General features: G+C 64.0%; 11 protein-coding genes. 3 read left to right on the top strand and 8 right to left on the bottom strand.

Annotated elements, in window-relative coordinates; genetic code table 11:
* The first annotated feature begins 125 nt into the window (after positions 1-125).
* Both AC07X4_RS19340 and sbmA read left to right on the top strand, forming a co-directional pair.
* A complete protein-coding gene (locus AC07X4_RS19340) occupies positions 126-2681 on the top strand; it encodes an ankyrin repeat domain-containing protein (RefSeq protein ID WP_494741001.1) in 2556 nt (851 codons plus the stop codon).
* A gap of 150 nt (positions 2682-2831) precedes the next feature.
* Positions 2832-3821 carry a peptide antibiotic transporter SbmA gene (gene sbmA, locus AC07X4_RS19345; protein WP_056064875.1) on the top strand — a complete coding sequence of 330 codons (990 nt, stop codon included), beginning with the start codon at positions 2832-2834 and terminating at the stop codon, positions 3819-3821.
* Positions 3822-3924: 103 nt separating this feature from the next.
* Here sbmA and AC07X4_RS19350 read toward each other — a convergent pair whose 3' ends face one another.
* The 7 genes from AC07X4_RS19350 to cyoA are packed head-to-tail and all read right to left on the bottom strand — an operon-like array spanning position 3925 to position 10735.
* Positions 3925-4470, bottom strand: coding sequence for a response regulator transcription factor (locus AC07X4_RS19350; protein ID WP_056064872.1), 546 nt, complete (start codon positions 4468-4470; stop codon positions 3925-3927).
* 19 nt (positions 4471-4489) lie between these two features.
* Positions 4490-5821 (bottom strand): ATP-binding protein, encoded by a 1332-nt coding sequence (locus AC07X4_RS19355; protein ID WP_494741002.1) that lies wholly within the window; start codon positions 5819-5821, stop codon positions 4490-4492.
* Entirely contained in the window at positions 5796-6614 is an 819-nt protein-coding gene (locus tag AC07X4_RS19360) for an SURF1 family protein (RefSeq protein ID WP_436079183.1), read from the bottom strand. The genes AC07X4_RS19355 and AC07X4_RS19360 overlap by 26 nt, the downstream gene beginning before the upstream one ends.
* A complete protein-coding gene (gene cyoD, locus AC07X4_RS19365; protein WP_056064862.1) occupies positions 6614-7036 on the bottom strand; it encodes a cytochrome o ubiquinol oxidase subunit IV in 423 nt (140 codons plus the stop codon). Before cyoD ends, AC07X4_RS19360 begins: the two co-directional genes overlap by 1 nt.
* Positions 7037-7672: a cytochrome o ubiquinol oxidase subunit III gene (cyoC, locus tag AC07X4_RS19370; protein ID WP_015015041.1), complete on the bottom strand. Its 636-nt coding sequence runs from the start codon at positions 7670-7672 to the stop codon at positions 7037-7039.
* The gene (cyoB, locus tag AC07X4_RS19375) at positions 7665-9668 is read right to left on the bottom strand and encodes a cytochrome o ubiquinol oxidase subunit I (protein ID WP_056064859.1); all 2004 of its coding nucleotides are present in this window, start codon (positions 9666-9668) and stop codon (positions 7665-7667) included. Before cyoB ends, cyoC begins: the two co-directional genes overlap by 8 nt.
* A gap of 8 nt (positions 9669-9676) precedes the next feature.
* The gene (gene cyoA, locus AC07X4_RS19380; protein ID WP_056747024.1) at positions 9677-10735 is read right to left on the bottom strand and encodes a ubiquinol oxidase subunit II; all 1059 of its coding nucleotides are present in this window, start codon (positions 10733-10735) and stop codon (positions 9677-9679) included.
* A 261-nt stretch (positions 10736-10996) separates the two neighbouring features.
* Between cyoA and AC07X4_RS19385 the strand changes: the two genes are divergently transcribed.
* Positions 10997-12337: an MFS transporter gene (locus AC07X4_RS19385; protein WP_056065185.1), complete on the top strand. Its 1341-nt coding sequence runs from the start codon at positions 10997-10999 to the stop codon at positions 12335-12337.
* A 271-nt stretch (positions 12338-12608) separates the two neighbouring features.
* On the opposite strand, the gene tolA is transcribed toward AC07X4_RS19385, so the two are convergent.
* The coding region (gene tolA / locus AC07X4_RS19390) for a cell envelope integrity protein TolA (RefSeq protein ID WP_494741003.1) at positions 12609-13322 on the bottom strand (714 nt) is incomplete at its 5' end.

Genomic DNA, 13322 nt, shown 5'->3' on the forward strand with positions numbered 1-13322 from the left:
ACAGAAGCGGCCCTCAGGGGCCGCTTTTTTTTGGCCCACCTTGGGTGTCACACAAACGTCATTCATTCGTCACTATCCTGGAGCCCATAACAAGACATCCATAACAACAACAAAAGGAGGGAGCCATGGGCAACACGATGGGACGAGGGGTTTTGCTGGTTTTCTGCGCCATCTTTGCGGTGGTGTTCGGTGCCGGTGGGTATTGGGCAGGTTTGCGGCCCTTGGCCGAAACGGCGCTGGCAGCCTGGACCGTGCGCTCATGGCAGCCTGTGCCGGCCCAGGTGCTGGATGTGCAACTGAAGCAGCACGCGGGCAGCGAGGGCGGCACCACCTACCAGGTGCTGGCTCGGTACCGCTACGCCTTGGCGGGCCAAACGTACGAAGCGCAGCGCGTGGGGCTGGACCGGAACTCCAGTGCCGACAACGCGGGCGACTGGCAGGCGCAATGGCACCGCACCCTGCGCCAAGCGCAGGAGCGGGGCGAATCCATCACCGCCTGGGTCAACCCCAAGGCCCCGGCCCAAGCCCTGCTGGACCGCAGCATCCGCTGGCGGCTGCAAATTTTTCGGCTGCCGTTTGCCCTGGTGTTCACCGGCGTCGGGGGGGCTGCTGCATGGATGTTTCTGCGCATCTTGAGGCGCCCCCAGGACGATGTGCCAGACCTGGAGCCAAAGCATTCCTTGGCCAAGGGGCAGGGGGCGCTGTGGTTCTTCGCAGTATTCTGGTGTGGCATCGCTTTCCCTATGGCCACCTTGTTCTGGTCGGACGGCAAAGGGCCCTGGTGGGCCAAGGGCTTCATGGGCGTCTTTGTGGTGATCGGCGTGGGCCTGGTCGCTGCCGCCTGGCAGAACAGCCGCAAGGCCTGGCGCTACCAGGGGGTTGGTATGACGGCCCTGCCATCGCGGCCCACGGCGGGGCGATCGGTCGAAATCACGCTGGTGTTGCCTGCGCGGGCTGTGCAGCAAGCGGGGTCCGAAAACCTGCGCATGCAGCTGGCGCAATACCGTGTGGACGAATCCAGCTCCGGTTCGCCCGAGCGCCAGGTGGAGGTACTGAACGCCACGGCGCGGCACCAGCCGACGGGCGATGGCGGCATGCGACTGGTAGCGCGTTTTGAACTGCCTGATGACTCCCCCACCCATGGTTCGCGGCGCGGTGGCGAGCGGGTGGACTGGCGACTGGAACTGGTGCGCGCCGATGGTGCGCTGGAGCTGGCGTATGACCTAGCGGTCCAGGCCGCCACCCCGTCCTGGGCTGAGGCCGCTTCGGTGCCGGACCGCTTTGACCGGCGGGCGCAGTGGACGCAGGAAGTCCCCATCGAGCCGGTCGTCTTGGGCCGCGATGCCGCCTCTCAGCCGTTGGATCTACCGGGCATGGGGAAGTCTGCTGAATCCCCAGGCTTTCTTCCCCCTGGCGTGCGTTTGACTGAGACGCCAGATGCCTGGTCCCTCGCGTTCACGCAGACCGCTTGGCGCTGGTCTGCGGCGGTGGCCCTGGCTTTGCTGGCGCTGGAGTGGTGGGTGAACGACCGCATCCAGCCCGGCGCCTTGGTGCTGCCGAGCGGCTTTTGGGGTTGGTTAGCTGTGTTGGTGCTGCCTGCCTGGGCCTTGCATGCCGCCACCCGGCGGTGGACGCTGCGGTTGCAGGACGATGGCCTGGTCGTGCGTCGCGGCTCTTGGGTTTGGTCTCGCGTGGCGACGTTGCCAGGCGAGTCCAGCCAGTCGCTGGTGCACAAGCTGCAGTTCACGGCGGGGACCCAGGCCTACCATGCGGTGCTGGGCAAGGATGCATCAGGGCATTCACAAACGCTGACACCAGGGCTGAGCGGCACGGCTGCCGCGCAGGCCGTGGGCCAGGCCGTGGCACGTGCGTGGCTGGATCGTCGGGGGCGCTTCACGCCAGGGGCGCAGCGGCCCCAGGTGACTGCCCATTCACGCCCAGCCTGGGGTGGTTGGGCATGGCTCTTGGCCTTTGGCTTGCTCGTGTGGTGGGCCCATGGCGGGCGTGCGGTGTGGGGGGCAGGTCGCAGCGCTGTACTGCAAGCCCCTGCGGCAGTGGCTTCATCGCGCATTTGGGCGCCTGCAGATGCCCGCCTGATGGACGCTCAGAACGCGGGCGATGCCAGCGCACTGGCGCAGGCCCTGCGCGATGGCGCCAACCCCAACCTGCTGGCAGACACCGGCTCCTCCGTGCTGATGCTGGCCGCCCACCGGGGGCAGTTGGCGCATGTGGAGGCGCTGCTGCAAGCCGGGGCCGAGCCCGATCTGCGGCAGACGGCCAAGGACAGCGAGCGCGGCGATACGGCCCTGCTGCGGGCCTTTTATGGCGGCCATCTGGCGGTGGCGCAACGCCTGGTGCAGGCAGGTGCCAGCCTGCAGGCCCGCAACCGCTGGGACTGGGGCCCCGTGCACATGGCCGCGCAAAGCGGCTGCGTGCCTTGCCTGGATTGGCTCAAAGAGCAAGGGCAATCGCTGACCGAACATGCCCCTGCCAGCCGGGGCGAAACACCGGCCATGCTGGCCGCAGCCAAAGGGCAGTTGGCCGTGCTGCGTTGGCTGGATGAGCAGGGGGTGGATCTTTCGCAAAAAGATCCGCATGGAATGAGCGCGTTGGATTGGTCGCGCTGGGGTGGGCAGCAGGCGGCTCAGGAATGGCTGGAGCAAAGGGCCCGGCCGCGCTAGCCAGAGGCTGGCGCCGGGTCTGCGCGCGGTGCGAAGGCTGGTTGGCCGGTGTCTGCCCCGGCGGCAGGCGATCAGTGGCATTGTTTACTGCGGAACGATCATTGCGTGTGGCACTCAGAATTCGCAGAACCATTCCAACACGGCACTACGATGTTCAAGTCCTTCTTTTTCGCCCGCCGCTGGTGGGCCTGGTCCATCTTGGGTTCTCTCGTCATTCTTCTGGCCACGGCTTACCGTGTGCAGCTGGACGTGCAGATCAACGACTGGTTCGGCAGCTTTTACGATCTCATACAGGAGGCTCTGGGTAAGCCTGGCAGCATCACCGCAGAGCAGTTCTGGGGACAGCTTTCAACCTTCGCGCGCATTGCCATGATCTATGTGACGACGGCGGTGCTGGCGGATTTTTTCAGCAAACACTACATCTTTCGTTGGCGGCAGGCGATGAATGAGCATTACATGGCGGCCTGGCCACGCCTGCGGCACATCGAGGGTGCGGCACAGCGTGTGCAGGAGGACACCATGCGTTTCGCCCGCACGATGGAAGATCTGGGCCTGAGTTTCATGCGCAGCCTCATGACGCTCGGGGCCTTTCTGCCGGTGCTCTGGACGCTGTCCGACAAAGTCACTGCGCTGCCCTTGATCGGCGCCGTTCCGCATTCCCTGGTCTGGGTCGCACTGGCCTGGTCACTGGGGGGCACGCTGCTGCTGGCCTGCGTGGGTGTGAAGCTACCGGGGCTGGAGTTTCACAACCAGCGGGTGGAGGCGGCGTACCGCAAGGAGCTGGTGCTGGGCGAGGACGATCCGAACCGGGCTTCTCCGCCCACGGCGGCTGAGCTGTTCGCGGGTGTGCGCCGCAATTACTTCCGGCTGTTTTTCCACTACCTGTACTTCGATGTGGTGAAGTGGTCTTACCTGCAGGTCAGTGTGCTGGTGCCCCTGGTGGCTTTGGGCCCCACGCTGATCGCGGGGGTGATCACCCTGGGGGTGATGCAGCAGATTGCCCGGGCCTTTGACAAGGTGCTGGAGTCGTTCCAGTTTCTGGTGCTGAACTGGAGCACGGTGGTGGAACAGATATCGATCTACAAGCGTTTGCGCGCTTTCGAGCAGCAGATGCTGAAGGCGGTGCCTGAGGCTGCCTGAGTGCTGTTTGGGAGCCGAGGGAGCGCGTGACGGCTGTGCGGATTGCGCCCCTCGAGATGGATCGGCACCGAAACAGGGGAGGGTGAGTCCAAAGCCGTTGCGGCTAACGCACCTGTTTCTTTTCGAGCTTGCGTGTGAGGGTGCGGCGGTGCATACCCAGGCGCCGCGCGGCCTCTGACAGGTTGAAGCCTGTTTCAGCCAGTACCTCGTTGATGCGTTCCCATTCCAGCGTCTTGATGGAACTGGAGCGATTGGTCAGTTCCACCTCGGCATTGCCTTCCTTGAGCCCAAACGCAGCTTCGATGTCGTCGGTGTTGGAGGGCTTGGCGAGATAGTGGCACGCGCCCAGTTTCACGGCTTCCACGGCGGTGGCAATGCTGGCAAAACCCGTGAGCACCACGATCAACATCTCGTCGTCAGCGGCGTGCAGTGTCTGCACGCAGGCCAGGCCTGAGGCCTCTCCCTTGAGCTTGAGGTCCACCACCGCATACCCGGGCTGGTGCTGCTCCAGCAACACCTCTACGTCGGCCAGGCTCGCTGCCTGCAACACGCTGTAGCCGCGCCGTTCAAACGAGCGGGCCAGCGTGCGCGCAAAGGCTTCGTCGTCCTCGACGATCAGCAGCTGTCGTTGCGCTTCTTCAGTGTCCACGGTGGGTTCTTTCGTTCATTCATACCTTCGGGGGGAGCGCAATCGAGGCCAGGGGCAATTCGATGGTCACCTGTGCGCCCCCTTCGGGACGGTTGCGCGCCTCCACGCTGCCGCCCAGGGTTCGGGCCACGTTCAGCACCAGATACAGGCCCAGACCACCGCCGGGGCGGTTTTTGGAGGACTGGTAGGGAGTACCCAGCTTGGACAGCATGTCGGGCGCAAAGCCGGGGCCGGCATCGGTCACAGTCATGAACAGGGCGTCGGCATTGCGCGTGACCGCCAGCCGCACCCAGCCTGGCGAGGCGTCGCGAGCATTGTCCAGCACATTGAAAACCATTTGCTTGAGGGTGGTGTCCGACACCATGGGCGTGTCAGTGCCGAAGTCGTTGTCGTAGTCAAACTGGGGGATCGTGCGGGTGCTGCGCCACTCCTGTGCCAGCGCATCGACAAACTTGCGCACAGTGGTCTGCACCGACGCCTCGCCGCGCGTTTCACCCGCCGAGAGCAGGATGCCGCTCACGATGCTTTTGCACCGTTGTACCTGGGTCTGCATCTCGGCAATGTCTTCCTTGAGCGCGGCGTTGCTGGCCAGCCGCTTGTCGTGCTGCCAGTCGCCCAGGATCACCGCAAGGGTGGACAGCGGGGTGCCCAGTTCGTGCGCGGCGCCGGACGCCAACAGGCCCATGCGCACGATGTGCTCTTCTTCCACGCGGCGCCGGCGTGCGGCCGCCAGGCGGGCATCGCGCTCGCGCAGGTTGCGGTTGATGCGGGTGATGAACACCATCACCAGCGTGGCGTTGAGCACAAAACACACCAGCAGCCCAAGCACATACAGGCTCGACAGGCCCTGGTGCAGATCCTGGGGCAGGGCCAGTGGCAGGTGGTGGTCTGCCAGCGCCGCAAAGCACAGGACGGTGATGATCACGATGGACCAGATGTAGGCACCGCGCAGCAGCACGGCGCCAAGCGTGATCTGCAACAGGTACAAAAACACGAAGGGGTTGCTGGTGCCACCGCTCAGGTACAGCTGCACCGTGAGCACCGCCACGTCGATCAGCAGCGCCAGAAACAGCTCCACATTGCGCACCGCGCGGCCCGTGCGCAGGCGCAGCAGGCTCACCACGTTGAAGACCGCCAGGCAGCCGACCACGAGCAGCATCTCCTGCAGCGGCAGCTTCAAGCCCAGGCTGTAGTGCGCCATCTCGATGGTGAACACCTGGCCCACCACTGCAATCCAGCGCAGCTCGATCAGTTGCTGGAGGTTCTTGATCCCGGCGGCGGCGTCGGCGGAACGTGCATTGCGCGGCGCAGTGGCCAGCGCAGGGTCAGGGCGTTGTGGGAGGGTGTTCATCGTTGGTCGGTAGGCGGCTGGTGGCCCGTGCGCCCAGGCGGCGCTCATAGCGTGCCACATACCAGCCGGCAACGACAACCATGAGCGCAAGACCATACCAGGTCAGGGCGTACACCAGGTGGCTGTTGTGGAACCGGATGACGGTCAGGCCAGCGCGGGGCCAGCCGGAGGCGGCTGAAGAAGCCGCTGCGGTACCCGGAAGTCCGGCGTCCACAAAAAATGGAGCCGCCCGGGTCAGACCCAGCGCGCTGCTGATGGCCGCCACGTCGCGCGAGTACCAGCGCTGTTGCGCCGGGTCGTTGGTGCGCAGAAAGCCGCCGCCCGGCTCTGGCATGCGCAACAGCCCCTGGACGGTGGCCGTACCATCGGCGGGTGGCTGGGCCTCCAGCCATTGGGCGCGTTGCTCCTGGGGCACAAAGCCCCGGTTCACCAGCACCTGGGTACCGTCATCCCGTTGCAGGGCCGTCATCACCCAGAACCCCGCGCCCAGCTCGGTGACCGCCTGCGTCAGCACCGTTTTGCCGGGCAGCCAGTGGCCCTGAAAGACCACCGGCAGGTACTCATGCTGTGCGGCACGGATGTCAGACCATTGCTCCACAGGGGGCAGTGCGGCTGGTGCGGCGTGCACCCGTTGGTCTACTCTTTCGATGAGATCCAGCTTCCAGGCACGGCGCTGGACCTGCCAGGTGCCCAGCGACACAAAGCCCAGGAACAGGGCCATGCCCAGCACCAGCAGGACTGCGCGGCGCAACCCCCGGCGCGGCAGTGCCATGATGGTGGGGGCTGCAGGCATCAGGGCGTGGAGTGTCCAGGCGCCTCGTGCGTGGGCGGCGTGGGCGTGGGGTGCTCGGGCATCATGTTGGCGTTCATGTGGAACATCACCCACAAGGTCCCCGCGATGGCGATGGCCACGAACACCACGGTGAAGATGGTGGACAGCAGCGTCCAGCCGCCTTCGATCTTGCCGTTCATGTGCAGGAAGAACACCATGTGCACCAGGATCTGGATCACGGCGAAGCCGCCCAGCACCAGCACAGCCGTGTTGCGGTCCGCAATCACCTTGGCCATCACCAGCCAGAAGGGAATGGCCGTGAGGATGACGGACAGCACAAACCCCATCACATAGCCCGAAAAGGTGCTGTGGGGGCCTGCGTCGTGGTGGTGATCGTCATGCCCATGCGCATCGTGCGCGTGTGTTGCGTGTTGTGCGCTCATTTACAGCACCCCCATCAGGTACACAAAGGTGAAAACGCCGATCCAGACCACGTCCAAGAAGTGCCAGAACATGGACAGACACATCAGGCGGCGGTTGTTCTCGGGGATCAGGCCATGCTTGCCAATCTGGACCATCAGCACCACCAGCCAGATCAGGCCGAAGGTGACGTGCAGGCCGTGGGTGCCCACCAGCGTGAAGAACGCCGACAGGAAGGCACTGCGCTGCGGGCCTGCGCCCTCGTGCAGCAGGTGGGAGAACTCATACAGCTCCAGGCCCAGGAAGCACAGGCCAAACACGCCCGTGACCGCCAGCCACAGCAGCGTGCCCTTCACGTCGCCCAGCTGCTTGCGCAGCATGGCAAAACCGAAGGTGATGGACGACAGCAGCAGGAAGGCGGTGTTGATGGCCACTAGGGTCAGGTCGAACAGCTGCGCGCCGGTGGGGCCTGCGGCATAGCTGCGGCCCAGCACGCCGTAAGTGGCGAACAGTGCTGCAAAGATGAGACAGTCGCTCATCAGGTACAGCCAGAAACCCAGGGCCGTGCCGTTTTCAGGATGGGGCTCGTGCGCGAGGTGGTACTCGCGCGGGGCCAGGGCGCCTGCTGCGGCGCCAGCGTGGATGCGGATATCAGACATGGCGGGCCAGTTGGAGTGTGCGGGCTTCTTCGGTGGAGATCACTTCGGATGCCGGGATGTAGAAGTCACGCTTGTAGTTGAACGTGTGGATGATGGCGGCCAGAACGACGGCCGCAAACGAGACGCCCGCCAGCAGCCACATGTGCCAGATCAGTGCAAAGCCGAACACCAGCGACAGCCCCGAGATCACCACGCCAGCGCCGGTGTTGGCAGGCATGTGGATGGGCTGGAAGCCCGCCAGAGGACGCTTGTATCCGTGCTTCTTCATGTCCCACCACGCGTCGATCTCGTGCACCACAGGGGTGAAGGCGAAGTTGTAGTTGGGTGGAGGCGAAGAGGTGGCCCATTCCAGCGTGCGGCCGTCCCAGGGGTCGCCCGTCCAGTCGCGCAGTTGTTCGCGCTTGAGGAAGCTGACCACCAGCTGGATCAGGAAGCAGCCAATGCCGGCGGCAATCATGGCCGCGCCGATGGCAGCGATGACGAACCAGATCTGCAGCGACTGGTCTTCGAAGTGGTTGGCACGACGGGTGACGCCCATCAGGCCCAGCACATACAGCGGCGTGAACGCCACCCAGAAGCCCACCAGCCACAGCCAGAAGGAGCGCACGCCCCAGGTGCGGTCCAGCTTGTAGCCAAACGCCTTGGGGTACCAGTAGTTGATCCCGGCAAACATGGCAAACACCACGCCGCCGATGATCACGTTGTGGAAGTGGGCGATCAGGAACAGGCTGTTGTGCAGCACGAAGTCGGCCGGGGGCACGGCCAGCAGCACGCCCGTCATGCCGCCGATAGCGAACGTGACCATGAACGCCACGGTCCACATCATGGGCAGCTCAAAGCGGATGCGGCCCTTGTACATGGTGAACAGCCAGTTGAAGATCTTCGCGCCCGTGGGGATCGAGATGATCATCGTCGTGATACCGAAGAAGGTATTCACGCTGGCACCCGAACCCATGGTGAAGAAGTGGTGCAGCCACACCAGGTACGACAGGATGGTGATACACACCGTGGCATACACCATGGACGTGTAGCCGAACAGACGCTTCTTGCTGAAGGTGGCGACCACTTCGGAGAACACACCGAACGCGGGCAGCACCAGGATATACACCTCAGGGTGGCCCCAGATCCAGATCAGGTTCACGTAGAGCATGGGGTTGCCGCCCAGCTCGTTGGTGAAGAAGTTGGTGCCGACATAGCGGTCCAGCGACATCAGCACCAGTGCGGCCGTGAGCACGGGGAACGACGCCACGATCAGTGCGTTGGTGCACAGGGCGGTCCAGGTGAACACGGGCATCTTCATCAGGCTCATGCCCGGCGCGCGCATCTTGATGATGGTCACGATCAGGTTGATGCCCGAGAGCGTCGTGCCCACCCCCGCTATCTGCAGCGCCCAGATGTAGTAATCCAGGCCGGTGCTGGGGCTCTGCGCCCCCAGGTTGGATAGTGCCAGCCAGCCGGAGGTGGAGAACTCGCCCAGGAACAGCGACACCATCACCAGCACGGCGCCGGCAGTGGTCATCCAGAAGCTGAAGTTGTTCAGGAACGGGAACGACACGTCGCGCGCGCCGATCTGCAGCGGCACCAGGTAGTTCATCAGGCCGGTGACCAGCGGCATCGCCACGAAGAAGATCATGATCACGCCGTGGGCGGTGAAGATCTGGTCGTAGTGGTGCGGAGGCAGGTAACCCATGTTGTCGCCAAAGGCCATGGCCTGCTGCAGGCGCATCATCACGGCGTCGGCAAAGCCGCGCAGCAGCATCACCAGGCCCAGGATCATGTACATGATGCCGATGCGTTTGTGGTCAATGCTGCAGATCCAGTCGCGCCACAGGGGGCCCCACAGGCGGAACTTGGTGATACCGGCCAGAACGACCAGGCCGCCCAACACCACGGCAATGAAGGTGGCCAGCACGATGGGCTCATGCGCCATCGGTACGGCGTCCCAGCTCAGGCGGCCCAGCGCCCAGTGGGATGGAGAAAGGGTTTCGGAGGACATAGGAGTGCTCATTGACGGATGCTGGCGCCAGTCGTTGGTGCCGGTACGTTGCGGGTTTCGAGTGCGGCCACCACCTGGGCGGCGTTTTGCACGGTGCAGACGTCCTGGGGCAGGTTCAGCCCTGCAGCGCGCATGTAAGCGTCGCCACCCAGAGCATCGATGGCCATCATGTGGTGCATGCACATCTTTCCGTCTTCGACGCAGCGGTTGAGCACCTTGTCGTACAGGCCTTCTTCCACCGAGGCAAAGCGCTGCACCGGATCACGTTCGCTGGGCTTGACCAGGTTCAGGTAGGTGCCCTTGTCCAGGGGCTTGCCTTCGGTCTTGGCCTTTTGCACCCACTGGGCAAAGTCCTCGTTGCTCAGGCCATGGAACTTGAACGTCATGCCCGAGAAACCCGCGCCGCTGTAGTGCGACGACATGCCCTTGAACACGCCAGGCTTGTTGATCACCGCGTTCAGCTCGGTCTGCATGCCGGGCATGGCGTAAATCATGCCGGCAAGGTCTGGCACGTAGAACGCGTTCATGGTGGATGTGGCCGTCAGCTTGAACAGGATCGGGCGGTCCACCGGGGCCGCCACTTCATTCACGGTGGCGATGCCTTGCTCGGGGTAGAAGAACAGCCACTTCCAGTCCATGGCCACTACCTGCACTTCAAGCGGCTTCACATCGGCGGGGACGGCGCGCTGCGCGTCGATGCGGTCGAGAGGTCGGTAGGGGTCCAGCTTGTGGGTGCCGATCCAGGTGATGGCGCCCAGCGCAATGATGATCAGCAGCGGCACGGTCCAGATCACCAGCTCCAGCGTGGTGGAGTGGTGCCATTCCGGGTCGTACTCGGCCTCGGTGTTGCCCTGGCGGTATTTCCAGGCAAACAGCAGGGTGAGCGCGATCACGGGCACGATGATGATCAGCATCAGCAGCGTGGCGGTGATGACCATCTGGCCTTGCTGGGCAGCGACGTCACCGGCAGGGTTGAGCACGACAGCCTTGCTGCAGCCTGCCAGGCTACCCAGCGCTGTCAGGGCGAGCAGCCAGGTGGGCCCACGAAGTTGGGGAAGTTTGAGCATGTGTAGAGCGCGATCAATGCGTTTCAGGGTAAACGCGGATAACGGGATGTGTGCGAATGTACTAGCGCTAGCTTTTTTGTCGATTGGACATTTTGTCCAAGGTCAAAAGCGCAGGCTGTTTTTGCACCAATGTGGTGCATTCAAGGGCTTTGAAGGACATTTCCTGCAGTCGGCATAGTGAAACCGCACTTGTGGCCCACAGAAGTTGCGTGTAGAACGGAACGGTCTGAGTTCGCTACACAACGTCAAGGAGCCATGTTCATGAGCAGCCCCGCCACTGCCACTTACCCCGCGGCCGGTTTTCACGAAAGCGCCGCCTCTCTCTCGCGGGCTGATACGCATGAAGACGTCACCCCCAGCGAAATCGCTGTGGGCGTGATCATCGGACGCTCGTCCGAGTATTTCGACTTCTTCGTTTTCGGGATCGCCTGCGTTCTTGTCTTCCCGTCCTTCCTGTTTCCCTTCCTGTCGCGCCTGGACGGCACGCTGATGGCCTTTGCGCTGCTGGCCGTTGCCTTCGTGGTCCGCCCGGTGGGTACCGCCATCTCCATGGCCATCCAGCGGCGCTGGGGGCGGGGCACCAAGCTGACCATTGCGCTGTTCGTGCTGGGCGTCTGCACGGTGGGCATGGCCTTTTTGCCGGGCTACAAGGATGTGGGCACTACAGCCATCGTGGCGTTGCTGATCCTGCGTGTGGGCCAGGGCCTGGCGCTGGGTGGTTCGTGGGACGGCTTGCCGTCGCTGCTGGCCATGTCGGCACCCAAAGAGCGCCGGGGCTGGTACGCCATGATCGGCCAGCTGGGCGCGCCTCTGGGCTTTGTGCTGGCTGCGGGCCTGTTTGCCTACCTGTACAGCAGCCTCACGGTGCAAGAGTTTCTGGCCTGGGGCTGGCGTTATCCGTTTTTTGTGGCCTTTGCCGTGAACGTGGTGGCCCTGTTTGCCCGCCTGCGTCTGGTGGTGGGGCAGTCGTACTCCGAACTGCTCAAGGACCGCGAGTTGCAGCCCGTGCCTGTGAGCCGCGTCATGCGTGATGAAGGCAGCAACGTGTTGCTGGGCGCCTTTGCGGCGCTGGCCAGCTTTGCACTGTTCCACCTAGTCACGGTTTTCCCGCTGTCGTGGATCACGCTTTACTCCGACCAGCCAGTCACCCAGATCCTGGGCGTGCAGATCGTCGGCGCGTTCCTCGCGGCGGGCGCCATCATGGTGTCGGGCTGGCTGTCGGACCACCTGGGCCGCCGCAAGCTTCTGGGCGGCATGGCCGTGCTGATTGGCGTGTTCAGCTTCATGGCGCCGGTGTTGCTCAACACCGGCGAAGTGGGCAGCACCATGTTCCTGTTGCTGGGCTTTGTGCTGCTGGGCCTGTCGTACGGCCAGGCATCGGGCACGGTCACGGCCAACTTCTCGCCGCAGTATCGCTACACCGGCGCCGCCCTGTCGGCCGACCTGGCCTGGATCATTGGTGCAGCCTTCGCACCGCTGGTGGCCCTGTATCTGTCGTCGCAGTTCGGTCTGCTGGCAGTGACGGTGTACCTGCTGTCGGGTGTGGCCTGCACGCTGGGTGCGCTGAACCTGAACCGCCGCATGGAGCGGCGCGACCGCTGATGCACAACGGTGGTTTGCTATTGAATGTATAGCTTGCAGCGCATGTTCCACTAGCGCTACAGGCGTATAAGACCAAAAAAAGCGCCCGGTTCTGCCGGGCGCTTTGCTTTTGGGCCTCACGGGTCACGGCTCAGTCCAGCGTGCCAGCGCCAACTGCTACGGGGTTTCAGTCGCAGGCGGTGAGCGCGTCGCGCGTGGGCCTTGGCAGCGCATCGGCAGGGCCGGGGATCCGCTGCGGTGGGACAAGCCCGTTCAAGGCTCGGAGTTCCGCTCAGTCCTGGGGCCGGAAGCCAATGGTCAGTGACGGAGGCACGCGCCCATCCACATCGCGCGGCAATGTTTCGGTCTTGTCCAGGGCCCGCAGCACCGCGTCGTCCCAGGCCTTGTTGCCGCTGGACTGCACCAGCCGCTTGCCCACAATGGTGCCGTCGGGTGACAGCCGCACTTCCACCTCGGCGCGCGGGTTGCCCGAGATGGCGTCTGGATACACGATGTTGGGCTTGACCTTGGCCGCGACCTTGCCTCCGTAGCTGCCCGAGGGGCTGCGACTCTCCTTGTCTTTGCCCGTGGCGTTCTCGCCCCCTGTGGCCCCGGCCATGCCCTGGATGCGGCGCAGGTTGGCCTCACGCTGTTCAGCCAGTTGCTTGGCCTCGGTTTCTGCCTTGCGCTTGGCGGCCTCGTCGGCCTTGCGTTTGTCTTCGGCCAGCTTCTTCTGCTTGTCCTGCTCGGCCTTTTTCTGTTCGGCCAGCTGCTTTTCGCGCTGTTCCTTTTCTTTGTCGCGTTCTTTTTGCAGGCGCTCTTTTTTCTCCTGCTCCAGGCGGTCGCGGCGTTCTTCTTCCTTGCGCTCACGTTCGCGCTTTTCGCGCAGCTGCTGTTGTTCGCGGGCTTTCTTTTCCTGCTCCAGGCGCTTTTTCTCGCGCTCGATGGCAATGTCCGCCTCACGCGTGTCGGGCGGCTCGGCCGCACGCACTGGGGGGGCAGGGCG

The sequence above is a fragment of the Acidovorax sp. GW460-11-11-14-LB4 genome (genome assembly GCF_059423685.1).